Annotated in this window: 22 protein-coding genes; 13 read left to right on the forward strand and 9 right to left on the reverse strand. The window is 65.1% G+C overall.

Going from position 1 to position 24,221, the window contains the following annotated elements; all coding sequences use genetic code 11:
- Positions 1-8 precede the first annotated feature (8 nt).
- Positions 9-908: a glycosyltransferase family 2 protein gene (locus CDV46_RS11890; protein ID WP_087691216.1), complete on the forward strand. Its 900-nt coding sequence runs from the start codon at positions 9-11 to the stop codon at positions 906-908.
- Positions 909-1,057: 149 nt separating this feature from the next.
- Here CDV46_RS11890 and CDV46_RS27105 read toward each other — a convergent pair whose 3' ends face one another.
- Positions 1,058-1,228, reverse strand: coding sequence for a hypothetical protein (locus CDV46_RS27105; protein WP_170936092.1), 171 nt, complete (start codon positions 1,226-1,228; stop codon positions 1,058-1,060).
- 135 nt (positions 1,229-1,363) lie between these two features.
- Entirely contained in the window at positions 1,364-2,416 is a 1,053-nt protein-coding gene (locus CDV46_RS11895; RefSeq protein ID WP_217896731.1) for a YeiH family protein, read from the reverse strand.
- Positions 2,417-2,666: 250 nt separating this feature from the next.
- Here CDV46_RS11895 and CDV46_RS11900 point away from each other — a divergent pair, with 250 nt between their 5' ends.
- Positions 2,667-3,329: a 2-hydroxychromene-2-carboxylate isomerase gene (locus tag CDV46_RS11900; protein WP_087722645.1), complete on the forward strand. Its 663-nt coding sequence runs from the start codon at positions 2,667-2,669 to the stop codon at positions 3,327-3,329.
- A gap of 64 nt (positions 3,330-3,393) precedes the next feature.
- On the opposite strand, the gene CDV46_RS11905 is transcribed toward CDV46_RS11900, so the two are convergent.
- The 4 genes from CDV46_RS11905 to CDV46_RS11920 all read right to left on the reverse strand — a co-directional run bounded on the left by CDV46_RS11905 (position 3,394) and on the right by CDV46_RS11920 (position 7,732).
- Positions 3,394-4,644: an SGNH/GDSL hydrolase family protein gene (locus tag CDV46_RS11905; RefSeq protein ID WP_087722780.1), complete on the reverse strand. Its 1,251-nt coding sequence runs from the start codon at positions 4,642-4,644 to the stop codon at positions 3,394-3,396.
- A 369-nt stretch (positions 4,645-5,013) separates the two neighbouring features.
- Positions 5,014-5,622, reverse strand: a complete 609-nt coding sequence (locus CDV46_RS11910; protein ID WP_369597105.1) for an OmpA family protein — start codon at positions 5,620-5,622, stop codon at positions 5,014-5,016.
- Between the two features lie 161 nt (positions 5,623-5,783).
- Complete coding sequence (locus tag CDV46_RS11915; protein ID WP_254916025.1) at positions 5,784-7,148, reverse strand: diguanylate cyclase domain-containing protein; 1,365 nt, start codon at positions 7,146-7,148, stop codon at positions 5,784-5,786.
- A gap of 53 nt (positions 7,149-7,201) precedes the next feature.
- On the reverse strand, positions 7,202-7,732 hold the full coding sequence (locus CDV46_RS11920) for a YfiR family protein (protein ID WP_087691214.1): 531 nt from the start codon (positions 7,730-7,732) through the stop codon (positions 7,202-7,204).
- A gap of 542 nt (positions 7,733-8,274) precedes the next feature.
- Between CDV46_RS11920 and CDV46_RS11925 the strand changes: the two genes are divergently transcribed.
- Together CDV46_RS11925 and CDV46_RS11930 are read left to right on the forward strand one after the other, a co-directional pair.
- Positions 8,275-9,996 carry a putative bifunctional diguanylate cyclase/phosphodiesterase gene (locus CDV46_RS11925; protein WP_058375995.1) on the forward strand — a complete coding sequence of 574 codons (1,722 nt, stop codon included), beginning with the start codon at positions 8,275-8,277 and terminating at the stop codon, positions 9,994-9,996.
- A 107-nt stretch (positions 9,997-10,103) separates the two neighbouring features.
- The gene (locus tag CDV46_RS11930; RefSeq protein ID WP_254916026.1) at positions 10,104-10,751 is read left to right on the forward strand and encodes a cupin domain-containing protein; all 648 of its coding nucleotides are present in this window, start codon (positions 10,104-10,106) and stop codon (positions 10,749-10,751) included.
- A 13-nt stretch (positions 10,752-10,764) separates the two neighbouring features.
- Here the strand turns inward: CDV46_RS11930 and CDV46_RS11935 are convergent, their stop codons facing one another.
- Positions 10,765-11,925 carry a multidrug effflux MFS transporter gene (locus CDV46_RS11935; protein WP_087722647.1) on the reverse strand — a complete coding sequence of 387 codons (1,161 nt, stop codon included), beginning with the start codon at positions 11,923-11,925 and terminating at the stop codon, positions 10,765-10,767.
- Positions 11,926-12,036: 111 nt separating this feature from the next.
- Between CDV46_RS11935 and CDV46_RS11940 the strand changes: the two genes are divergently transcribed.
- The 6 genes from CDV46_RS11940 to CDV46_RS11965 all read left to right on the forward strand — a co-directional run bounded on the left by CDV46_RS11940 (position 12,037) and on the right by CDV46_RS11965 (position 19,661).
- Complete coding sequence (locus tag CDV46_RS11940; RefSeq protein WP_087691211.1) at positions 12,037-12,834, forward strand: AraC family transcriptional regulator; 798 nt, start codon at positions 12,037-12,039, stop codon at positions 12,832-12,834.
- Positions 12,835-13,037: 203 nt separating this feature from the next.
- On the forward strand, positions 13,038-14,144 hold the full coding sequence (locus CDV46_RS11945; protein ID WP_087691210.1) for an S-(hydroxymethyl)glutathione dehydrogenase/class III alcohol dehydrogenase: 1,107 nt from the start codon (positions 13,038-13,040) through the stop codon (positions 14,142-14,144).
- A gap of 169 nt (positions 14,145-14,313) precedes the next feature.
- Positions 14,314-15,882: an inorganic phosphate transporter gene (locus CDV46_RS11950; protein ID WP_441339332.1), complete on the forward strand. Its 1,569-nt coding sequence runs from the start codon at positions 14,314-14,316 to the stop codon at positions 15,880-15,882.
- A gap of 220 nt (positions 15,883-16,102) precedes the next feature.
- Entirely contained in the window at positions 16,103-16,888 is a 786-nt protein-coding gene (locus CDV46_RS11955) for an SH3 domain-containing protein (protein ID WP_087722651.1), read from the forward strand.
- Between the two features lie 642 nt (positions 16,889-17,530).
- Positions 17,531-18,949 carry an amino acid permease gene (locus CDV46_RS11960; protein WP_087722653.1) on the forward strand — a complete coding sequence of 473 codons (1,419 nt, stop codon included), beginning with the start codon at positions 17,531-17,533 and terminating at the stop codon, positions 18,947-18,949.
- A gap of 253 nt (positions 18,950-19,202) precedes the next feature.
- Positions 19,203-19,661 carry a cupin domain-containing protein gene (locus tag CDV46_RS11965; protein WP_058376001.1) on the forward strand — a complete coding sequence of 153 codons (459 nt, stop codon included), beginning with the start codon at positions 19,203-19,205 and terminating at the stop codon, positions 19,659-19,661.
- 3 nt (positions 19,662-19,664) lie between these two features.
- Here the strand turns inward: CDV46_RS11965 and CDV46_RS11970 are convergent, their stop codons facing one another.
- A complete protein-coding gene (locus CDV46_RS11970) occupies positions 19,665-20,102 on the reverse strand; it encodes a hypothetical protein (RefSeq protein ID WP_217896732.1) in 438 nt (145 codons plus the stop codon).
- Between the two features lie 178 nt (positions 20,103-20,280).
- On the opposite strand from CDV46_RS11970, the gene CDV46_RS11975 reads away from it, so the two are divergent.
- On the forward strand, positions 20,281-21,066 hold the full coding sequence (locus tag CDV46_RS11975) for a helix-turn-helix domain-containing protein (RefSeq protein ID WP_087686542.1): 786 nt from the start codon (positions 20,281-20,283) through the stop codon (positions 21,064-21,066).
- Between the two features lie 13 nt (positions 21,067-21,079).
- Here CDV46_RS11975 and CDV46_RS11980 read toward each other — a convergent pair whose 3' ends face one another.
- On the reverse strand, positions 21,080-21,373 hold the full coding sequence (locus tag CDV46_RS11980; protein WP_058376002.1) for a hypothetical protein: 294 nt from the start codon (positions 21,371-21,373) through the stop codon (positions 21,080-21,082).
- Between the two features lie 211 nt (positions 21,374-21,584).
- Between CDV46_RS11980 and kefF the strand changes: the two genes are divergently transcribed.
- Together kefF and kefC are read left to right on the forward strand one after the other, a co-directional pair.
- Positions 21,585-22,334 (forward strand): glutathione-regulated potassium-efflux system oxidoreductase KefF, encoded by a 750-nt coding sequence (gene kefF / locus CDV46_RS11985; RefSeq protein WP_087686520.1) that lies wholly within the window; start codon positions 21,585-21,587, stop codon positions 22,332-22,334.
- Positions 22,334-24,220, forward strand: a complete 1,887-nt coding sequence (gene kefC, locus CDV46_RS11990; RefSeq protein ID WP_087722655.1) for a glutathione-regulated potassium-efflux system protein KefC — start codon at positions 22,334-22,336, stop codon at positions 24,218-24,220. Before kefF ends, kefC begins: the two co-directional genes overlap by 1 nt.
- The last annotated feature ends 1 nt before the right edge of the window (position 24,221 follow it).

A 24,221-nucleotide genomic window follows, 5' to 3' on the forward strand; every position in this document is an offset into this window, starting at 1 on the left:
GTCCCTCCATGCTAAGCATCCTGATCCCGACCTGGAATAACCTGCCGTTCCTCAAGCTGTGTATCGACAGCGTGCGACGGCACTCGGGCGATGCCCACGAGATTCTGGTCCACGTCAACGACGGCAGCGACGGCACACTCGCCTGGGTGCGTGAGCAAGGCTTGCGCCACACGCACAGCACCGGCAACGTCGGCGTTTGTCTCGCGCTCAACCAGCTCGCCCCGCTGGCGTCGCACGATCAGTTGTTGTTCCTGAACGACGACATGTTCGTGACGCCCGGCTGGGACACCGCGCTCATCGAGGCCGCCCGTGCGCTCGACACGCCGGTCTACTACCTGTCGTCGGTGATGATCGAGCCCAACGCGGGCGTGAGCAAACAAGTCGTCTCGCAAGACTTCGGCACCACGACCGAAACCTTCGACGAAGCCGCGCTACTGGCTTTCGCGAAGTCACTCGGGCGCGACGATGTCAACGGCGTGCCCACGCAACCCACGCTGGTGAGCCGCAGTCTCTGGCATCTGGTCGGGGGCTACAGCATCGAGTTCGGACCGGGTATGAGCAGCGACGACGACTTCCTGATGAAGCTCTGGCTGGTCGGCTGCCGCACCTTCCGGATCGTCGGCAAGAGCGTGGTCTATCACTTCGGCTGCCGCTCGACGGGCCGTGTGATCAAGAATCGCGGCAGCCGCGAGTTTCTGATGAAGTGGGGAATGACGCAGGCGGAGTTCAAGCGTGATTATCTCGATCACGCCGGTACACCGGCAGGCGATGCGCTGCCCAATGTACCGCTGCCCAGCGGCAAGAGCCGCATCAAGCGCGCGTTGCACGGTGGCAAGCCCTATCCGCTGGAAGATCTGGCGCGTTGGGACAAGAACGTCCCGAGCCATCTGAAGTTCGACAAGTCCTGAGCCTCACGCCATTCATGGCGGCCTGACGGTCCGGTATTTCCGTCAGCAGGCAAGACACACTCACCCACGCGGCCGGCTGATATGCCGGCCGTGGTCATTTCAGGCAGCGCGGGCCGTTCAGCGTATCAGGACGGCGCTGCCGCGCCCACTCATTGCCGTGGATGCCGGATACGGGCCCAGGCGTGTTCCAGGCGCTGCACGGCGCTGTTGTCGGGGTGCCGCGTCCACCACACGCCCAACTCCCACACCATGCCCGCGAGCAGCGCAATGACGGCCAGCGCGCCGATCGTGTACCAGATCTCTCCGAACGAGGTTCCCATGTTCGTCTCCCAGAAATGCTTCACGCACCGTCAGCGACGGTGCGTGATTGCATTCTAGGCGACACATGCCGGCTTGCCCGCCGGGTCTGCCCTAGGACCAGATCCGCCCTAAGCCCGTTTGGCGTCGTCGTTGGGTCAGAGTTGTCCCATCGCAAGCTGCACGGCAAGGCTGCTAACCGACACCGCCGCCCACACCCCGAGACCCAGCAGAATCGGCCGGATGCCGGTCGACGCCATGCGGCGCAGGTTCGACGACAGGCCGATGGCCGTCAGTGCCACGATGATCAGGAATTCAGCCGCGTCGTGAATCCAGGGTTGCAAGATCGGCGGCACCAGACCGGCGGTACGGATGCCCGAGGCCACCAGAAAGCCCAGGATGAACCACGGGAAGATGCGGGCAAGGCTGAAGTTACCGGCACCCGAGCGCTTGGCGCGATAGGCGACGATGGCGGCCAGCGTCAGACAGATCGGGATGATCAGCGTGGCGCGGGTCAGCTTGACGATCGTGGCGTAGTCACCGGCTTCCTTGCTGTAGCTGTACCCGGCGGCGACCACCGACGACGTGTCGTTGATGGCGGTACCGGCCCACATGCCAAAGCCCAGATCCGAGAGATGGAGCATGTGCCCGAGCATCGGGAACAGCACCACGGCGGCGATGTTGAACAGAAAGATGGTCGAAATGGCGAAGGCGGTTTCGTGGTCGTCCGGCTTGACGATCGGGGTGACAGCCGCGATGGCCGACCCGCCGCAAATCGCCGTGCCGATACCGATCAGCAGCTTGAGTTTGCCGCCGACGCCGAGCATGCGGCCGAGCCCCCATGCCGACAGACCGGCGGCGGTAATCGTCACGGCCGTGACAGCCAGTGAGTCAAGACCGGTGTGCGCCACCTGCGACAAGCTCAGGCCGAAGCCCAACGCGATGATCGACCACTGCAACACATACTTCGAAGCGAACTTGATACCGGCTTCGTAGCGTGCGCCGGGGGCGAAGATGTTGCGCACCAGAATGCCCAGCAGAATGCCGAACACCGGGCCACCGACGAGCGGCATCTGGCGGCCGAGCAGCAGGGCGACAAAGGCAATGACTGTCGAGAGAACGAGGCCGGCCCACGGGTTGTGTTGATCCGGCACCAGCGTATCCGGGCGGGATGCCGAAGCGGGACGGGCGTCGTGGGTTCTCGTTGTCATGGCTGCACTCCTCTTGAATGCTTGCCAGTCTAAGAAAACCGCTTCAATAATAAAAATCGTTATATCGGATACGATATATAAATATTCCCGATATTTATGGAAACCCCGGCTAACTCGCTGAATTCGTTAGGTTTTCCGCAGCGGGTTGCGGCAAATGCCACCAGCAGGTGACTCGCAGGGGTCTGCGCTACACTCTCCGAAGCCTGCTTTGCGTGACATCCAGAACCCAAAAAACCCGGAGACCCGCCTTATGTCGCAAGCTACCGATACCCGGACGCACCACGCCGACTGGTATTTCGATTTCTCATCGCCCTTCGCCTATCTCCAGTTCGAGCGCTTCGACACGCTGCCCCGCTCGCTCACCATCGAACTCAAGCCCATCGTGCTCGGGGCGATCCTCGTCCATGTGCAGACGCAGGGGCCAGCCGAGATTCCGGCCAAGCGCATCTTCACGTATCGCATGGCGCAATTTCGCGCGGAGCAGGATGGGATTGCGTTTCGCATGCCGCCCGTTCACCCGTTCCACCCGATTCGCGTCTTGCGGTTGGCCGTCGCGCTCGGGGCCACGCACGAGGTGGTTCGCACGATTTTTCGCTTTATCTGGGCGGAAGGGCGCGATGTCACCGATGAGGCGGGTTGGCGCGATCTGAGTAAACGGCTGGGGCTGTCGCCGGAAGACGCGGCGGCGCGCACCGACGCCCCCGAGGTCAAGGCCGGGCTGCGCGCGAACACCGAGGCGGCGATTGCAGCCGGGGTCTTCGGCGTGCCGACGTTTGCCTGCGACGGCGAGTTGTACTGGGGAGACGACGCCACGGTCCTGCTCAAACACTGTCTGGCGCATCCGGAGTGGCTGCATTCGCCGGAAGTCGAGCGGTTGCAGCAAATCACGGTCGGCGTCAGGCGCGAGCGCTGATCGAAGCGCTATCGCTTGCCGCTTAGTGCCCGCTGCGAGGCAGCGCGAAAGTGAGTACGCCGCCTTACTTGCCGGTACCCAGCACCAGCGGCAGCGGTACCGCATCGGCCATCGCCGCGTAGCCGGCATCGCTCGGATGGGTGCCGTCGCCGCTGTCGAGCCGCGGCAGCATTCGCGTCGGTTGCCCCGGATCGCGCAACGCCGCGTCGAAATCGATCACGCCATCGAACGCCCCGCCCGTGCGCACCCACGTATTGACCGCTTCACGCACGGCTTCCCGCTCGGGTGGCAGCTTGCCGGGCGGAATCGTGGTGCCCAGAATCCGCACCCCTCGGGCACGCGCCGCGGCAATCAGCGTCTGATAGCCCGCGATCACCTCGGGGGCGCTCACGATCACGTGTGGCACGTCGCAGTCGAGACCGGCGTGCGGCGGCACGTAGCCGAAGTTAATGTCGTTGATCCCGATCTGCACGACCACCGTGCGCACGCCCGGCTGCTCCAGCGCGTCGCGCCTGAAGCGAGCCACCAGCCGCTCGCCGTAGCACGCCGAATCGTGCAGCAGGCGGTTACCGCTGATGCCGAGATTCAGCACTGAGATATCGCGCCGGCCGGCGGCTTCGAGGCGGCGCGCCAGCACATCCGGCCAGCGATGGTTGGCATTGATCGAGCTGCGCATGCCGTCGGTGATCGAGTCGCCGATGGTGACGATGGCGTGTGCAGGTGTTGCTGGCACGACGCTCACGCCGGCCAGCCACAGGGTGTTGGTGAACTTGGTACGAAACGCCGTCGGCGCTTCGCTATCGACGAAATCGCCGGCCCCGCTCAGAAACGCCGTCTGCTGGGCAATCTTGTGCCACGTGGTCGGCGTTTGCGCCTCACGGGTGAACAGGCTGATGGCCAGCGGCGCCCCCGCCCGAACCGTGATGGCGACCGGGTCGCTCTCGAGCGATGCGCCCGGCGCAATCTTCGCGACCGGCTGACCGCCGAAGGTCAGCGCGCGCAAAGTCGACACATCGATCGCCGCCCCACGCACGGATGCCGCCACGCTTGCCCGCTCGATCACGAGCGGCTGCGTGCCATAGGCATTGGTGAAGCGCACCCGCACTTCACCACCGGACAGGCTCGGATAAATGACTTGCCGCACTGTGCGGCCGCCAACGGCCGGCGCGCGGTTGAACGACGGCGCGGCAGGATGCTGCGCCACCGCCTGAGGTGCCGTGGCCCAAGTGCCGACCCGCGTGTTCTGCGCAATCGCGGGCGGCGCGCATAGCGTCAGGGCGGCCGTTGCCGCGAGAACGTTGAGCGTGGAGAGCATGGGGCGTGCGCGCAGTGAGGGCACGCACAAGACAGCGCGAACGCGGTGCAGACCGTCTTTGAGAGAAAACCGGGGCATCGGCGGTATCGGGAACATCAAGACATCAGGGGACATCGGGGGCATCGATGACAGCGGCGCAGCCATGATCAAACTCAGCCACAGCCCGTCGACGACAGCCGACATTGTGCCTGATTGTGGCCGTTGGCAACGCCTTAGCAAGGACTTACATTGCCTTACCGCCGCGCCGCCGAAGCCACTTCATCCGGTCGACGCGGCTGCCGTGACGAGCCGCCAAGCCTTGGCCGGCGGCCCCGGCGCCTGGGCCGCGCTCCGAGGAAGCGACTTGTCGACGTGATTTGTCGACGTGAATCAGCGCGTCGAAATAACGATGGCAACGCGCCGGTTCTGTGCCCGTCCGCTGGCCGTGCTGTTGTCCGCGACCGGATTGCGCTTGCCCGCACCGACGGCCTGAATCCCCCCGCGTTGCATCCCGGCATCGACCAAGACAGCGGCGACGGCATCGGCTCGGCGGCCCGAGAGTTGTTCGTTGTAGGTATCGCTGCCCACCGAGTCGGTGTAACCGTACACGCGCACCTCCGCGAGACCGACCTTCACGAGCGTCTGACCGATACGCATGACCGTCTGGCGCGCGGCGTCGCGCAGCACAAATTTATCGGTATCGAACAGCACGGTGTCGGACAGGCCGAACTCCCAGCCTTCATCCGTCTGCACAAAGCCCTCGGACTTGAGTGCGGCGATCTGCTCCGCCGTGAGGCCGTGCACCGGCGTGGTCTGGCAGCCGGCAAGCGCACCGACGCCGATCAGACAGGTCAGCAGGATCAGGCGGCGGCTGAACGTGCTCAAACGGTTGAGGTGTCGCGTGAAGTGGCGCGAAATGAAACGCGCGGCGCCTTCGAAACCGGCATGAACCGGTGAAGTGCCCGGGCGCGATTGTGTGGTGTCAACTGCGAAGTTCAAGGTGATTCCCCATTGCGGTGTGTAATCCGGTCGTCGTTATCTTTATGGTGCTGCTTATTTTTCTGGTTGCTGCGGGTACTGCGTGTATTGCGGGTACTGCGGGTACTGCGGGTACTGCGGATATTGCTTTGTTCTGATCATCTTAGGTGCTGCGCGCCGCCTTATCCCTTGGGGCTTTCCGCAACATGCCACGTGCCGACACCGGCACGCTTGGCCTGATACATCGCGGCGTCGGCCGCGCGCAACAGCGCCGGAGCGTCTGGCGCGTGCGTCGGGTACAGCGCCACGCCGATGCTCATCGACGTGACGATCTCGCCGCCACCGGGCAGCGCAATCGGCTTTTCCATCGCGACCAGCAGGCTCTGCGCGAGGCGCACGGCGTTCGACGTCTGGCGCACGCCGGGCAGCATTACGGCAAATTCGTCACCGCCCAGACGCGCCACCAGATCGCCCTCACGCAGCGGCTGCCGCAGACGCTCGGCAATCGCCACCAGAACGGCATCCCCGGCATCGTGGCCTTGGTGATCGTTGATTTCCTTGAACCGGTCGCTGTCCAGATACAGCAGCGCGACATGTGTGCCCAGTTCGTGAGCATCGACCAGCGCCTGCGCAAGCCGCGATTCAAAATAAGCCCGATTCGGCAAGCCGGTCAGTTGATCGTGATTGGCCTGATGGGCGAGCGTCGCATTCTGCGCGCGCAAGTGGTTCTGCCAGCCCTCGAATTCATCGAGCAGCGCGTTGAAGTCGTCGCCCAGTTCCTTGAGTTCGGCAATGGGCGTCGCCGCCACGCGTTGATGAAACGCACGCTCGCGACGCACCGCGTGCGCGACTTCGGCAAGCGCCCGCAACGGTTTGACGATATCGCGGTGCATGCGCTTGGCCAACACGGTCGCCACGGCAAACGTCACCAGCAAACACGCCAGCACGCCGCCCACACCACTCAATAGGAATACGAAGAATTGATGCCCCTGCCCCTGCACTTCGATATGACCGACGACATCGCCGTCGTGCCGGATCGGCAGCGTCACCGGCCCCGGCAATGCCACATCGGCCACGGCACGCTCCAACGTGGCGAGCGCACCGCCGTCAGGCCGCCGCCACAGCGCGAACTGTGCGCCACGCGCATCGAGCACGCGCACCTGCACGACATCCTCTTCATGGGCGATGAGGGCAATGGCTTCCTGCGCCGCTACGCGGTCACCGAACACCACCGCCGCTTCGACGGTGTAGGCAAGCGAGCGGCCTAGCAGCAGCAAATTGTTCTCGGCATAGACACGCAACGCGATCCACGCCACCAGCGTCAGCGAGACGGCGGCGAGTACCACGGCGGAGACGGCGAGGCGCAAGTGGGTGCGTCGCAAAACACCTTGCAGCGATGGCCGGCGGCGATGCCGCGCCGGTTCACCGGCAGCACCCGCAGGTGCGGACAACGGCCGGTCATGCGAGGCACCGTTGACGTGAGTGTCGGCGGCCGCATGCCCCGGCATCTCGGCCGACGACAGTCCGGCGAGGGGGGCTTGCGGCATGAACGGTGCGTCGGGCGCGCCGGTCGGTGGGGGGATGGGGGGGCGTTGGATCGTCATGGTGTCCCCGGCTTGCGCGCCAGCTTCAGCACATTGGGGTGGACACGAACGCCGCTGCGCGCGACGGTGTCGAGGTTGATGTCGAAGGTCACACGATCGGCGTCGATGTTCAGGCAGAACATCGTGCCGAGCGTGCACGAGTCATTGCGCTCGCTGATCGTGAGCATTGGATGGCCAGCGATACTGCTCAACACTTGCCGGCGTTCGGCGTCGCTCACGGCACCGAGATAGAGGGCGTCGCACGAGGTGGCAACCGCAGGGTCGCCCACCGGCAGGCGTTGTGCCTCGACCGGCAGGCCCGCGCTCGGCAACGGGCCGGCGAGCAGGTCTCGCGCGTAGTCGGTGTTGCCGCTCACGCACAACCGCACCTTGGCTGGCGTGGTGGGCCAGCGGGTGAAACTGATGATGCCCAGCACCACCTGCCGTACGTTGGCTTCGCGCGTGCCCGCCGTCGAGGGGGCGGCCGGTGCTGCGGTGGCACCGGACGCAACACCGCCGCCCGGCGCTTGCGCAGCAGCAGACCCCATGGCGAGCCACCACAGGCATAGAAAAAATAGCGCGACACGCACACGTGCAAACCGGGGTACCTGCTGTGGGTGCCTGTCCCTCGATGCCGTGCTGCCTGTCAACGCGCAGACGCAATACAACACTGTAGTCCTTAACAATTGCGAATCATCGAATGTCGATCCCGCGGTGTGCCGCCTGCCCCCATTCGAGTCAGGCCGCATCATACCGAAGCCCCGTGTGCGAGGCCATATGAACGAGCGGGCAGGTAAGGTTTCTTTCACCGGCCTCGTTGGCACACCCCTCCCATTTTCGACAGGTCACCCGCACCTGCCGACATCGCACAGCATGCACGCGCGAACCGGTTTCCGAAAGCCCCGCCGCCTCCGCATTTTCCCTTGCACACGCGCGCTTTTACCGTGGCAGAATGATGCACATAACCTTTTGAAAAACAAGGTAAATCGGGCGACAAAGATCGCTCGAAAATCAAGAGATTCGCGACGCCAGGGAGGTGTTGCATGCTGCTGTGGAAGTTTGTCATTCCCGGTGCTCGACAGGCGCGATCATGAACGATCCGGTGCCGCGCCCCGTGCCCGACGTACAGGCCGAGTTGAGCCGCGCTGCGCTCGACAGCGCCCCCTATGCCATGTTCGTTTGCAACGACGACGGCATGATCGAGCGTATGAACACGGCGTTCACCCGCCTGACGGGCTACCTGCCCGAGCACCTTCTCGGTCAACGCAGCTTCCTCTCCCTGCTCGATCCCTCGGAACTCGCGCGCCGCCGCCTCCCGGCCCTGGCAAGTCTGTCCCCCAACGAAGACGTGCCTTACGACGACGAGTGGCATCTGCTCACGCACGTGCGCAGCTGGCTGCCGATTCGTCTGGCGCTTTCGTGTGTGGAGCACGCGCCGGGCGAGCGCCGCTGGGTCGGCATCGTGCTCGATCTCTCGCAACAGGTGCAGGTCGCCTCGCGGCTCTGGTATGTCACCCACCACGATCCCGTCACCCGCCTGCCGAACCAGACCCTGCTGAACGAGCGGCTCGAACTCGCCATCCATCGCTGCGCCCGGCAACAGGTCGGGCTGACGGTGCTGCTTGTCGAACTCGATCACCTTCGCAAGCTGCGCAGCACGTTCGGCCCGCCCACCGCTGAACTCGCACTGCGCATCGCCGCCGAGCGGCTGCGCGAAGCGAGCGGCCCGGAAGACGCGCTGGCGTGCCTCGGCAGCAGCCAGTTCGTCATCGTGACAAACGAAACCGGTGACGCGGCGCGCTTGCTGGCCTCGCGCATTCAAACGCGTCTCGCCCAATGGGCCGACGTCGACCAAAACCCGGTCGCCCTCGACGCCAGCATCGGCGCGGTGAGCTATCCCGAACATGGCAACACGCCGGAGACGCTGTTGCGGCGCGCCCACCTTGCGCTCGCCGAGGCCAGTGCCAGTGGCGGCGGCATGCGCTTTTTCAGCAGTGAAATGGATGCGCAGGCGCGCAGACGCAACGAGCTGGAGAGCCTGCTGCGTGTGGCCGTGAACGAACAGGCGCATTCGCAGTTGCATCTGGTATATCAACCGCAGGTCAGTCTGGCGGATGGCGAGATTCGCAGCGCGGAAACGCTGCTGCGCTGGCGCAGTCCGGTGCGCGGGGCCGTCGGGCCAGCGGAGTTCATCCCCATTGCGGAGACGTCCGGGCTGATTCTGCCGCTGGGTGAATGGGTGATTCAGACCGCGTGCCGGGAAGCGAGCCGATTGCTGCGGCGCTGCGGCCATTTGCCGCGCATCTCGGTGAACGTGTCGGCGCAGCAGTTTGCCCGGCAGGACGTCGTGGGCATGGTCGAGCGCGCACTGCTCGCGCATGCGCTGGAGCCCCGGCATCTGGAAATTGAGATCACGGAAACGGTGCTGCTGGGGGATTCGAGCGCCGCCGTCGGTACGCTGCGGGCGCTGCATGACATGGGCGTGGAGATTGCCGTCGACGATTTCGGCACCGGCTACGCGAGCCTCGCCTACCTCACGCGCTTTCCCATCGACCGGCTGAAGATCGATCAGACTTTTGTGCGCGACATGCTCGTGCATCCGCCGAGCCTTGCCATCGTGAACGCGGTCATCGCCATGGCGCACTCGCTTGGACTTCGCGTGACGGCCGAAGGTGTCGAGACGCAGGCACAAGCGCAACGGTTGAAAGAGCTGGGCTGCGACGAAGGGCAGGGATATTGGTTTGCACGGCCCATCGATATGCACGGGCTGTATCACATCGTGGCACCGCTAGGCAGCGGTGCACGCCGCTGAAGCGCTTTCCTTTGCGCACTCACATGGCATAGTTGATTTGCCATTTTTTGGCACTTCCTGACAGGACATTGGCTCTCTAAGCTGAAGTCCTTTCCGGAGGATTCGCCATGTTCAACGTTCCGAAACTCTCGCGTACAGCGCGCGTGCCTCGCTCGCCACGCACTAGCCACGTGGCGCCGCTGATGGCACACCGCACCACCGGTGTCCTCGCGGCGTTGGGTATCGCTACGGCCGGTCTGGCCATGACACCCCCCGCACAACGCGCCCTCCCCGGCTGGCTCGATACGTTCTGCACGCTGGCGGCGCGCGCCAACGACGCGCTCACCACGCAGGTGGCATCAGCCACGGGGAGCGCAACGCCAACCGCCATGGCAAACGCATCGACCGGCAACGGTGCTGCGGCGCGCCCCGCCACCAAGGTCACCCCGTTGTCGTGCGAACCCTTGGCCAACGCCCCCGGCAAATCGGTCACGACCGCAATAGTGGAATTTCCGCCGCTCGCCTTCTCGCCGCCCCATCGTCATCCGGGCGCTGTCACCGCCGTCGTGATCGAAGGCACAATCCGGTCGCAACTCAATGCCGAGGTACCCGTCACTTATCACGCGAATCAAACGTGGTTCGAGCCGCCCGGCACCCTGCATACGATGACCGAAAACCCAGACCCGGTGCACCCTGCCCGCCTGCTCGCCTTCTTCGTGACCGAAGAGAACTGCGGCCCGCTGACCATCTACGAGCCGGCTGCGCAGCCTTCGTGATCCGCTTGCCTGATCAGCCGCCGACACCGCTCTCGCGAGGCGCTTTCAGCGCTCGCGTAGCGCACAGCATCACGGCCGCGAGACCGCACAGGAAGTACGTACCACCGAGCGTCTGCGCCATGCCCGAGAGCGTGAGCCCCGCGCCGATCAGCAGGTAGTAATACAGCCCGAGCACTGCGCCTCCGGTGCCCAGACGGTCACGATAGCGCGCCAGTGCGCTGCTCAGAATGTTGGGAATCGCCAGCCCGAACGCGACGACCAGCAGCATGACCGGCACGAGGAACCACAACGTTTCGGAAAGCAGCAGAATCGCGGCGCCACTGATCGTCGCCAGCACGCTGGCCGTCATCACAATGCGTTGCGGCGCAACGTCGCGTGCCAGCAATCGCTTGTTGAGACTTGCGCCAATGCCGGAGCCGAGCGCGAGCGCCAGTCCCGAGTAGCCGAACAGCGCCGTGCTGACACCAAGCCGCTCGAACATGAACGGCGCGAGGCTGTAGTACGAAAAGAGGCAGGTATTGAACAGCGCGACGAGCGCCGCCGAGCGCCAGATATCGAAGTCGCGCAGCATCACCCACAACGTCGCAAACAACGGCACCTTCGTGACCTGCGGCGGACGCGTCTCTGGCAAGCGCATCACACTCCAGCCGAGCAACACGACCGCCAGCACCGCGAGTCCACCGAACACCCCGACATAGCCATGCCAGCCCGCGAGCACCGCCCCCGAGAACATCCCGATGGCCGGGCTCACCGCGAGCGCCATGCCCACCATCGAAAACACCTGCCCCAACGCTGGCCCCTGATACCGGTCGCGCAAGATCGTTTGTGTCGCCACCGATCCGACCGCCGCCCCGAATGCCGACGTCACGCGAGCGGCGAGCAAGGCGCCGAAGGTATCGACGAACAGCGCCGCGACGCACGCCAGCGCATAGATCGCAAGACCGAACAGCATGGTCGGACGGCGGCCGATCACATCGCACATACGCCCCCAGACGACCACGCCGATGGCGAACGCGAAAAAGTAGACCGAGAGCGTGCTGGCGGCGGCAGCAGGCCCCACGCCGAATGCCTCGCCGATATCGACGAGCGCCGGGCTGTAGATCGTCTCCGCGATCTGCGGAAACATAAGGAGCGCGATGGGCAACGCCATCTCACGCCGGGTAGGCAAAGTCATGGAAAGCTCCGGGAAAGTGAAGGCAGCATCTTGCGGGGACGTGGTCTGACGTATTATTGGTATTCCGCCGATTTATCCATCAAATCGGACATTCATTGCACCGGCCCCGTCATGGCATGGCTTGACCCTCAGGCAACATTCGATGCGGACGCGATGCAGCGCAGCGCGATCGGCATCGCGTCGACGCTCGGCAATCACGATTCCGGGGCCCATCAACACCGCATGGGGCAGTGGCTGTTCACGCAGCACGGCTGTGTTCGCATCACGCTGGCACATCAGTTGTGCCTGCTGCCGCCCACCCGCGCCGCATGGATTCCCCCCGGGGTGCCGCATCGCGCAGTGACGGGCACACCGGTGGAATACCGTTCGATCTTTCTCGGCGAGCCGTGGATCGACACGCTGCCCGCGCAAATCGAAGTCATCGAGGTAGGCGCGCTGCTGCGTGAAGTGTTCGAGCGCATCGCCTTCGCCGCGTGGGACACCGACTGGTCGACCGGCACCGCCAGCCACTTGCTGGCCTTGTGTCTGGCCGAGACCGCCACCGCTCAGCGCCAACCGTTGCTGTTACCGCTGCCGACCGACCGGCGCCTCGCCCCATTGTTTGCGCATCCGGAACAATTGCCGCCCGCCCTCGCCGATCTGGAACGCACCGTCGGCGCCAGCGTCAGGACCATCGGGCGGATCTTCCAGCGCGAGACCGGCATGAGCTATCAGCAGTGGCGCCAGCAATGGCGGCTGATTCGTGCGGTGGAGGGGTTATCGAGCGGCAGAACGCTCGCGTGGGTCGCGCATTCGCTCGGCTTCGCCAGCGAAAGCGCGTTCATCGCATTCTTCAAAGGGATAACAGGCAAGACACCGGGGCAGCTGCGTCAGGAAGTCGCCCGACGAGACGTCACACACGGGCGCTAATGTCGAACCGGGGTCGGCAAACGCCGGCAAACGCCAGCAAATGTCACCCGTGCGCGCACACCCGGCGCGCCTTGCAAATTGCGCACCCGGCGCTGCTTTTTTCATGCAACCCGCGTGTCAAGACTCGCGTGCAAGTTTAGAACGCGGTAAGGTACGTCGCGAAGGGAATCACCCCAAACGTCGTTGCAACGAGGAATGTCTCAATGAAAACCAAAGCCGCCATTGCCTGGGAAGCCGGCAAGCCCCTGACCATCGAGGAAGTTGATCTGGAAGGGCCGCGCGCTGGCGAGGTGCTGATCGAGGTCAAGGCCACCGGCATCTGCCATACGGACTACTACACGCTTTCGGGGGCTGACCCGGAAGGTATCTTCCCCGCGATTCTCGGCCATGAAGGCGCGGGCGTCGTGGTCGACGTCGGCCCCGGCGTGACCACGCTCAAGAAAGACGATCACGTCATTCCGCTGTACACGCCCGAGTGCCGTCAGTGCAAGTTCTGCCTGTCGCGCAAGACCAACCTGTGTCAGGCGATCCGCAGCACGCAGGGCCGCGGCCTGATGCCGGACGCCACGTCGCGCTTCTCGCTCGACGGCAAGCCCATCTTCCACTACATGGGCACCTCCACGTTCTCGAACTACATCGTCGTGCCCGAAATCGCCGTGGCGAAAGTGCGCTCCGACGCGCCGTTCGACAAGGTCTGCTACATCGGCTGCGGCGTGACCACCGGCGTGGGTGCCGTGGTGTACTCGGCGAAAGTCGAAGCGGGCGCGAACGTCGTGGTGTTCGGTCTCGGTGGCATCGGCCTGAACGTGATTCAGGGCGCCAAGATGGTCGGTGCCGACAAGATCATCGGCGTCGACATCAACCCGGGCCGCGTGGAACTCGCGAAGAAGTTCGGCATGACGCACTTCATCAACCCGAACGAAGTCGAGAACGTGGTCGACACCATCGTGCAACTGACCGATGGCGGCGCCGACTACTCGTTCGAGTGCATCGGTAACGTCACGACCATGCGTCAGGCGCTCGAATGCTGCCACAAGGGCTGGGGCCAGTCGTTCATCATCGGCGTGGCCGCGGCGGGTCAGGAAATCAGCACGCGTCCGTTCCAACTGGTGACGGGCCGCGAGTGGAAGGGCTCGGCCTTCGGCGGCGCACGCGGCCGCACCGACGTGCCGAAGATCGTCGACTGGTACATGGAAGGGAAGATCAACATCGACGATCTCATCACGCACACGCTGCGCCTCGACCAGATCAACGAAGGCTTCGATCTGATGAAGCGCGGCGAGTCAATCCGCTCGGTCGTGCTGTACTGATCGACGCGAACAACGCCATCGACAGGGCCCCCGCCCCATCGTGACCCGCCCCGGCGAGGCAAGCGCCGCGTCACCCGATCCGGCGCTCGCACCGGATCACCCGCTCGCACCGCCTGCGGCGGGTGAGTCCAGCGGACCGCTCGCCCGGGCGCGGCGGCGGCGGCATCGCATCCGCCTTGCTGTCTTTCTGACGATGCTCGTCGCGGGGCTCGTTTTCACTACCTATAGTCTCGTTCGCGATGTCGGCCGCACCGGCGAGCACTCGATGGCGCTGCTGCCGTTCGCGCTGCTGGTCATCGCGCTCGTGATTGCCCTCGGCTTCGAGTTCGTCAACGGCTTTCACGATACGGCCAACGCGGTCGCCACCGTCATCTACACCAACTCGCTGCCCCCCAGCATCGCGGTGATGTGGTCGGGCCTGTTCAACTTTCTCGGGGTGTTGCTTTCCAGCGGCGCAGTCGCGTTCAGCATCGTCTCGTTGCTGCCGGTTGAACTGATTCTGCAAGTGGGTTCGTCGGCGGGCTTCGCCATGGTCTTCGCGCTGCTCATCGCCGCCATCGTGTGGAATCTGGCTACGTGGTGGCTGGGCCTGCCCGCCTCGTCGTCGCACACGCTGATTGGCTCGATCGTCGGTGTCGGCATTGCCAATGCACTCATGCGCGGACGCGACGTGACCAGCGGCGCGGGCGGCATCGACTGGGGGCAGGTCACCACCGTCGGATACTCGCTGCTGCTCTCCCCGATCATCGGTTTCGGCTGCGCTGCGGCGCTCTTTGTCGCTCTGAAGTTTTGCGTGCGCAACCCGGCGCTTTATGAATCGCCGAAACCGCGCACGCCGCCGCCATGGTGGATTCGCGGCTTGCTGATCCTCACCTGCACCGGGGTGTCGTTCGCGCACGGGTCCAACGACGGTCAGAAGGGCATGGGGCTCATCATGCTGATTCTGGTCGGCACTGTGCCCATGGCCTACGCGCTCAACCACGCCATGCCGGACGCACAGGTCGCTCAGTTTGTCGCCACGGCCCAGACCGCACAGCGCTCGCTGGCCGCCCATCCGCCGCTGCCCGACGGCGTCGCGACCGCGATCACGGCAACAGCGCCGCCTCGCGACGCTCTCACCGCCTTCGTGCGCACCGAGACCCTCACGGCCGATGTCGTGCCTGCGTTGTCGGTCCTCACCGGCGACATCGCGCAGGAAGTCGCCAGCCACGGCTCGTTTGCCCGCATGCCCGCCACCTCGGTGACCAATGTGCGCAACGACATGTACCTCGCCGCTGAATCGATTCGTCTGCTTGAACGGCGGCGCGACACGGCAATTGCCCCCGACACGGCGCGTGCACTGCACGCGTTCCGCGCGCAACTCGACGAGGCGACGAAATACATCCCGTTCTGGGTGAAAGTGGCCGTGGCGATTGCGTTGGGGCTGGGCACGATGGTCGGCTGGCGGCGCATTGTCGTAACCGTGGGCGAGCGCATCGGCAAGAAGCACCTGACCTACGCCCAAGGGGCATCGGCCGAGATGGTGGCGATGGCGACCATCGGCGCGGCCGATCTCTACGGGTTGCCCGTGTCGACCACGCACGTACTGTCGTCGGGGGTGGCCGGCACCATGACCATCAACGGCTCGGGCTTGCAGTGGGACACCATCCGGAATTTGTTACTGGCGTGGGCCCTGACCCTGCCCGCCGCGATCGTGCTCGCCGGCGGGCTCTACTGGGCGTTCCGGCAGGTATTCTGAGGCGCAGCGGGTTGATGGGCGTGGCACGGCAGGCGCCGAAAATGCCGTCCCATTTTGTAAGCCCTGTAATGCGCACAAACATTGCCGTCCGGTTTCGATACGCGTGACAGCAAACCAAGTGGGCACTCTGCCAGTCGAACTGAATACAACATTACGAAGCGTGTCGTCCGGCGCGCATTTCGCCTGACGCCGGACACACGGTTACGACAGGGAGAATGCAATGAACAAAAGCTTCTTGCCGCTCGTCATCACGGGCGCCGCAACGGTCGTCACACTCGCGGCATTGCCCGGCGTGGCGTCGGCGCAAGCGAGTCAGGCCGTCATCAATTCCCCGGCCAACGTGCGGGCCGGCCCGGCGAGCGACTACCCGGTCGTCTCGCAGGCTGGTCCGGGCATGCCGGTGACGGTGTACGGCTGTTTGTCCGATTACACGTGGTGCGACATTGGCCTGCCCGGCTCGCGCGGCTGGATCTACGCGGCGCTGCTGAGCTATCCGTATCAGGGCAGTCCGGTGCCCGTGCTGAACTACGGCACGATGATCGGTCTGCCGATCGTGACGTTCTCCATCGGCGCGTATTGGGGCAACTATTACCGTGGCCGCCCTTGGTACAACGATCAGCGTTACTGGCACCGCCCGCCGCCGCGCCCGCGTCCGCCGCAATGGGGTGGCGGACCGGGACCGCGTCCGCCGGGCGGCCATTACCCGGGTCCGGGCCCGCGCCCGCCCGGTCACGGCCATGGCGCAGGCCCCGGCCCCCGCCCACCGGGACACGGTGCCGGTCCCGGCCCACGCCCGCCCGGTCACGGTGCCGGCCCGGGTCCGGGTCGCCCTCCCGGTCACGGGGCGGGCCCCGGCCCACGGCCTCCCGGCGGGGGTGGTGGACAGGGTCCGCGCCCGCCCGGCGGCGGCGGTGGGGGTCACGGCGGTGGTAATGGGGGCGGCCACGGCGGCGGTGGCGGAGGCCACGGTGGTGGCGGCGGCGGGCGCCCGGGCGGTGATCGCTGATGCCCGAACCGGCACCCGGAGTACGTGACCCTAATTCAGTGGCCACTGCACGCGTTTTGGGAAAAACGCTTAAAATGTGAGCATTGCCGGCCAGGCGGAGGCGCCGATCAGGTGCCGATGGCCGGCCCGCAGGACAGCGAGCCCTTAGCAACGCAAGCGCGCAACTGACACACCGGTGCCCCGGCGCCGGTGTTTTGCTAGCCAGCTTAACGGGCACCCGTCACATTGCAGACCACTTAGCAGATCTCTCAGACGTGCCGTCGCAGCCTCACCGCGCGACGTTCACGGCAGTCCGGCAAGATCCTCCGTAAGTCTCGATCGTGTTCGTCCCGCCCCGGCGTGCCTTTGCACGTCGCGGTTGCCTATCGCCATGCCGCGTCCGGTATGCACCACCCGTGCTTACCGTGAGCGGCCCTCGTCATCCGTGGCCGATGCCTGATGGGCAGCCACGCACCCGACAGCGATCAGGCATGAGCGGCGCTTGCTCTCCCTGCGGCCAATCCGTCAGGCATGGGAACGAGCGGCCACAAGCCCAGGGTGCCCTTGCAGCCAGGTCGCGGGACATTGTTGCCCGCGGGATTTCTCCATGGCGCGCGTCACGCGCGCGTCAGAGACATACGTTGCAGGAACCTTTTGCAGGTCATGAGTCTTTTTCGAACCAAAAACATCGAGAACATGCTGGCGGCAAGCCGCACCGGCAGTCTCCGCAAGGTGCTCGGCCCCATCGATCTGGTCCTGATGGGTATCGGCGCCATCATCGGCACCGGCATTTTCGTTCTCACCGGCACGGGCGCGCTCACCGCCGGCCCGGCCCTCACCGTCTCGTTCATGATCGCGGCCACGGCTTGCGGCTTTGCCGCGCTGTGCTACGCCGAGTTCGCGTCCACGATTCCCGTCTCCGGCTCGATCTATACGTATAGCTATGCAACGCTCGGCGAAATCGTCGCGTGGATCATCGGCTGGGATCTGATGCTCGAATACGGTCTGGCCTCATCGGCCGTGTCGGTCGGCTGGTCGGGTTACTTCCAGTCGCTCGCAGCCGGCTTCGGCCTGCACCTGCCCGCCGTCATCACGGCGGCACCGGGCAGCGTGCCGGGCGTGACCACCTTCATCAACCTGCCCGCCGTCGTCATCATGCTGCTGGTCACGTGGGTGCTGTCGTACGGCGTGCGCGAGTCGGCGCGGATCAACAACCTGATGGTCGCGATCAAGATCGGCGTGGTGTTGCTCTTCATCGCCGTGGGCGTATGGCACGTGAAGCCGGCCAACTGGACGCCGTTCATGCCGTTCGGCACCAGCGGCATGTTCAACGCTGCGGCACTCGTGTTCTTCGCGTTCATCGGCTTCGACGCGGTGACCTCCGCCGCCGAAGAAGTGCGTAACCCGGGGCGCGACCTGCCGATCGGCATCATCGGCTCGCTGATCGTATGCACGCTGCTGTATGTGGCGGTCGCCGCCATCATGACCGGCATCGTGCCGTTCGCGCAGTTCGCGGGCGTGGATCACCCGGTGTCGCTGGCGCTGCAATATGCGGGGCAGAACTGGGTCGCGGGCTTCGTCGATCTGGGCGCGATTCTCGGCATGACGACCGTGATTCTGGTGATGACCTACGGTCAGACCCGCATCACTTACGCGATGTCGCGCGACGGCCTGCTGCCGCCGATGCTCTCGCGCATCCACCCGACACACAAGACGCCGTTTGCGGGCACGTGGATCATCGGCGTGGTGTTCGCCGTCATCGCCGGGTTCGTGCCGCTGGGCGTGCTCGCCGAGCTGATCAATATCGGCACGCTGTCGGCGTTCGCGCTGGTGTCGGTCGCCGTGCTCGTGCTGCGCCGCACCCGACCTGACCTGCCGCGCGCGTTCCGAGTGCCCGGTGCGCCGGTGGTGCCGCTGATCTCGGCAGGCCTTTGTCTGTTTCTGATGGCCCACCTGCAAGCCGCAACCTGGATCGCGTTTGTCGTGTGGCTCGCCATCGGCATGGTGATCTACTTCACCTACGCGCGCCGCAATGCGCTGCTGCACAAGCACGGCGACGTGCCTGCGCAACCGCCGCAATAATCGAACGTCATCGGCAGTATCAAGTGGTGGTTCCTGTCATCGGGGCCGCCGCTGCCCCCTGCGCATCTACCGACAATTCCGCATCCCGCCCTCTCGCTGGAGCGCGTATAGTCCGGCACAGGCCCTTGCTGCACGCTTGATCGTGCGGCGGGGGCCGCCCGCCTTCATGGCGGTTCTGCAAGTCGCTCGCTCGTGAATTCCGTTGCTTGCCGCTCACAAAGGCTCACAAAGCACCCACAAAAGGAACAAGAACATGCGTCGCTACGTCCTGCTTGCTGCCGTACCTGCCGCCTTCGCCGCCGGCTTTCTTTCGTCGCACCTGATGCCCAGCGCCGTGGCACAGGCCACCGCCCTCACCCCGCAAATCATCGACGTCGGCGCCATGACCGACGAGCAGATCGGCAAGCTCGTGCCCAACGTCGGCACGCTACGCTCGCGCACGCTCGTGGCCACAACCAACGGCACCGTCGCCGTGCAAAGCGGCAACGTGCCGCGCCACACGCATCAGGACGCCGATGAGATTCAGTACGTAATCGCCGGCAGCGGCACGTTCTGGCTGGGCGACCAGCAGCGCGACGTGCACCCGGGTGATCTCATCATCATTCCGCGTGGCACCGTGCACGCCGGGTCGCAAAACACCAGCGGCGAATTCAAGGTGCTGGCGATCAAGCTGCCGCCGCAGGCACCGAACGACATCCAGTTCGTGAAATAACCGTCAGGCCTGCGCCGCCCGACGGCGGCGCAACCCGATGAACGTCAGTTCGGCAAACACCAGCACGGTCACGATCTGCACGGCGATGAACACCACGCCCAGCGCGTTTGGCGCAATCCAGTCCGACGCCAGCAACACGGCACAGTCGAGCGCCCAGATCGCGTTGATGGCGATCACCGTCCATACGGCGCTGGCCGGCAGGGTCGTGCGGCGCACCAGCCAGACCAGCGCCGCCCCATAGATGAGCAGCACCAGCCCGGTCACGCGCAGCCCTTCGGCAGGCAGATCCAGCAGTGCGGCCAGCGGTGCAGCCGCCAGCACCTGCAACAGCCCCACGGCGCCACTCACGAGTGCGTCGGCGAGCAGCACGCGGACAAGAAATACCGATTGAACCGACGTTTGAGCCGAAGACAGAAACGACGTTTGACGGGATGACATCATGGCGACCTCCAGCGAAGTTGGACCGATCCGCACCGTGCGCCGACGACAACGTCGCGACGGGTGATCAGGACGACGAGACATCGGGTCTCGCTGACTGACATCTTCGTGAGCCGACGACACGCCGTCGATTACCTGCGAGGTAATGGCGGTGCATTACCCAGCCGCTATCATCCGTTTCATGACGACACCTGCTATCGGAACCCTGTTGCGCGACTGGCGTCAGCGCCGGCGCATGAGCCAACTCGATCTTGCGCTGGAAGCGGAGATTTCGACGCGCCATCTGAGCTTTGTCGAGACGGGCCGCGCGCAACCGAGCCGCGAGATGCTGCTGCATCTTGCGCAGGCGCTCGACATCCCGTTACGCGAGCGCAATGCGATGCTGGTCGCCGCCGGCTTTGCGCCACGCTTCGAAGCACGCGCGTTCGATGCGCCCGACATGGCCGTCGCCCGCGAAGCCGTGCAGCGCGTGCTCGATGGCCACGAGCCTTACCCGGCACTGGCCGTCGATCGCCACTGGACATTGCTGGCGGCAAACCGCGCCGTCATGCCGCTGCTCGCTGGCGTGGACCCGTCGCTATTGAGCGGCGCGGTCAACGTGCTGCGCCTGTCGCTGCATCCGGACGGGCTGGCACCGCGCATCGCGAATCTGCCCGAATGGCGCGCGCATCTGCTGCATCGTCTGCGTCAGCAGATTCATGCGAGCGGCGATGCCACGCTGGGCGAGCTGTATGAGGAGTTGAAGGCGTATCCGGTGGCATCGCGCGAGCCGCCGCCTGCGGTACCGGCATCGGCAAGCATTTTCGTGCCGATGCAGTTGCGCACCGACGACGGCCTGCTGTCGTTCTTCAGCACGACGACGGTGTTCGGCACGCCGGTGGATGTCACGCTCGCCGAACTGGCGCTCGAAGCGTTCTATCCGGCCGATGAGGCAACCGGCCGGGCCATGCGCGCCATGGTGTTGTGACGCCGCAGCGCCGTCAGCCGAAATTACGGTTGAACCACACCACGCCATAGCCGATGGCGAACATCGTGAGCAGTAGCGGCACGGAGATACGCAGCACCTGAATGACAAGCGGGCGCGGCGGCACGTCCTCGTCTTCGGGCATGCGGTCGGCCTCGCGCAGCGCGCCGGTACACAGCGCTGCCGCGACAGCACTCACGAACACCCAGAAGGTCTGGTTGTAGAGGAGTGCGACCAGCAGCAACGCCAGAGCGACGTTGCGGCCGTGATAGATCATGTTGACGGTATTGCGAAAGGCTTGCGGCGACATGTCGGTGTAGCGCAGGTATCGACCGCCAAGCGGCCCCCGCGCAAAAATTCTTGTTATGTGACTTCAACCCCCGTCGGCGCCGGGTATCGGACCGGGCGGAACGGACCCATCGAAAGCTCAGTGAAGCATATCCACACTTAACGGCTGCTGCCACCACAGTCTTTAACATCGATGCGATCCGCCGTCATGCGAATGCGGTATTCTCGCTCGCATGACCGAACCCGCTTCCCTCCCAGCCCTCACCACGGCGGCCGACGACACGTCCGGACGCGCCATCTACGTCATCGTGGCGCATCCGCGGTGGCGCGACTCACGCGTGAACCGCCGCCTGCTCGACGCCGCGCGCAGCATCACCGGCGTCGACGTCAACGACCTGTATTCGACCTATCCCGACTTCAGCATCGACGTGGCTGCCGAGCAGCAGCGCGTGGCGCGTGCCGACCTGATCGTGCTCGTGCATCCGATCTACTGGTACAGCATGCCGCCGTTGCAAAAACTGTGGTTCGACGAGGTGCTCACGTGGGGCTGGGCGTATGGACACGACGGCCACGCGCTCGCCGGAAAGGATCTCTGGCTGGTGCCGAGCACGGGCGGCCCGCAGGCGAGCTACAGCGAGCAAGGCTACAACCAGCACGACTTTGCCGACTTTCTGCCGGCCTATGAGCAGACGGCACGTCTGTGCGGCATGCGCTTCCTGCCGCCACAGGTGTTTTACGGCGCGCGCCGCAGCGGCGACGCCGCGCTTGACGCGCACGTGAGCGAATTCGCTGGTCGTCTGGCGACCTATCCGCAATGGCCGGAGCTGATCTCGATGGACGCCGCCCCCGAGTGCAGCGACATCCCCGACAGCGACCGTCCGCGCTGCCCGCCGGACGTTTCGCCGCCTGCGCTGAGCGCACCGGCCACCGCTGACGCCGCCCCCGACACTGACACCGACGCACGTTCCGGGAGGGCCCTCTGATGGAACACGTCCCGTCGTGGCTGCTCGCCAGCCTGATCTATCTCGCGGCAGCCGTCATCGTGGTGCCGCTCTCACGGGCGTTAGGGCTCGGCGCGATCATCGGTTATCTCGCTGCCGGCATCGCCATCGGCCCGTGGGGGTTGGGACTCGTCTCGCGTGTGGAAGACGTGCTGCACTTTGCCGAGTTCGGTGTGGTGCTCATGTTGTTTCTCGTCGGCTTGGAACTGGAGCCGCGCCGTCTGTGGAATTTGCGGCGGCCGATCTTCGGCTGGGGCTCCGCGCAGGTCATCGGCTGCGCGGTACTGCTGTTCTGCGCCGGCTTCGCACTCGGTGCGCCGTGGCGCATTGCACTCGTCGCGGCGCTCGGACTGGCGCTGTCGTCCACGGCAATTGCCTTGCAGGTGATGGCCGAGCGCAACCTGCTCGGCACCCCCAGCGGACAAGCCGGTTTCTCGATCCTGCTGTTTCAGGACGTCGCCGCCATCCCGATTCTTGCGCTGCTGCCGTTGCTCGCCAACTCGATCGACAGCCACGCGCTGACCGGCACCCAGCGTGCGCTCGAAGCCCTGAAAATCGTCGGCGTGATCGCCGCCATCATTCTCGGTGGCCGGCTGGCGTTGCGGCCGCTGCTGCGCTGGATTGCCAACAGCAAGACCCCGGAAATCTTCACGGCTGCTGCGCTGCTGCTCGTCGTCGCCATTGCCGCGTTGATGCAGTGGGTCGGTTTGTCGATGGCATTGGGCGCGTTCCTCGCCGGGGTGCTGCTGGCAGAAAGCGAATACCGCCGCGAACTCGAAACCGACATCGAGCCGTTCAAGGGATTGCTGCTCGGGTTGTTCTTCATCGCCGTGGGCATGAGCATCGATTTCGGCGTGTTGTTTGCGCAGCCGCTGCGCATGCTGGCAGTGGTCGTCGGCTTCATGGCGGTGAAGGGGCTCGCGATCTACGGGTTGTCGCGCCTGATGAAGCTGCCGTATCAGGAGCGGCCGATCTTCACGCTGCTGCTGGCACAGGGCGGTGAATTCGCTTTCGTGGTGTTCCAGTCAGCAGGCCCGCAAGTCTTGCCGCCTGCCGTGTCGTCATTTTTGATTGGTGCCGTCGCGCTCTCGATGCTGATCTCGCCCCTGCTGCTGGTCGCCATCGACAAGTGGCTGCTGCCGCGCTACAGCCTCAAGGGTTCGCCGCGCATGGAAGAGATTGCCGAGCCGCAGACGGCGAGTGTGGTGATCTGCGGGTTTGGCCGCTACGGCCAGATCGTCGGGCGGGCGTTGATACCGCAAGGCGTGTCGGTGACGGTGCTCGATCATGATCCGGACACCATCGAGAGCCTGCGGCAGATTGGTTTTCGCGTGTTCTACGGCGATGCCACGCGGCTCGACCTGCTGCGCATCGCCGGTGTCGCCAATGCGCGTGCGGTAGTGGTCGCCGTCGACGATGTCGATCAGTCACTGGAGATCGTGGATCTGCTGCGTGAGCATTTTCCAGAGGTGCCGATCATCGCGCGGGCGCGCAACGTGGGGCATCTGTTCCAGTTGCGCGACCGGGGCGTGAAGCACATCGAGCGGGAAGTGTTCGAGTCGTCGCTTCGCAGCGCACGTTCGGTGCTGGAAGAACTCGGCTGGCCGGCCGCCGAAGCGCGCGAAGCGACCATGGCGTTCCGGCGCGGCAACATCAAACTGACCGACGAGATGTATCCGTTCTACCAGGACCGCAACAAGATGATTGCGAAGTCCAAGGAAGGCCGCCGTCAGTTCGAGGAGCAGATGACGCGCGAGCGCGAACAGCGCAAGGCGCAGCGGCAGGTCACGTTCGGCTGGGACGGCGACAAAGCGCCGGACATGACACCCACGCCGCCGGAAGCGCAAGAGAAAAGCGCTGGGCAATAAT

Origin of the sequence: Pandoraea sp. PE-S2T-3, from assembly GCF_002179965.1 — a bacterium.
Classification (GTDB): Bacteria; Pseudomonadota; Gammaproteobacteria; order Burkholderiales; family Burkholderiaceae; genus Pandoraea.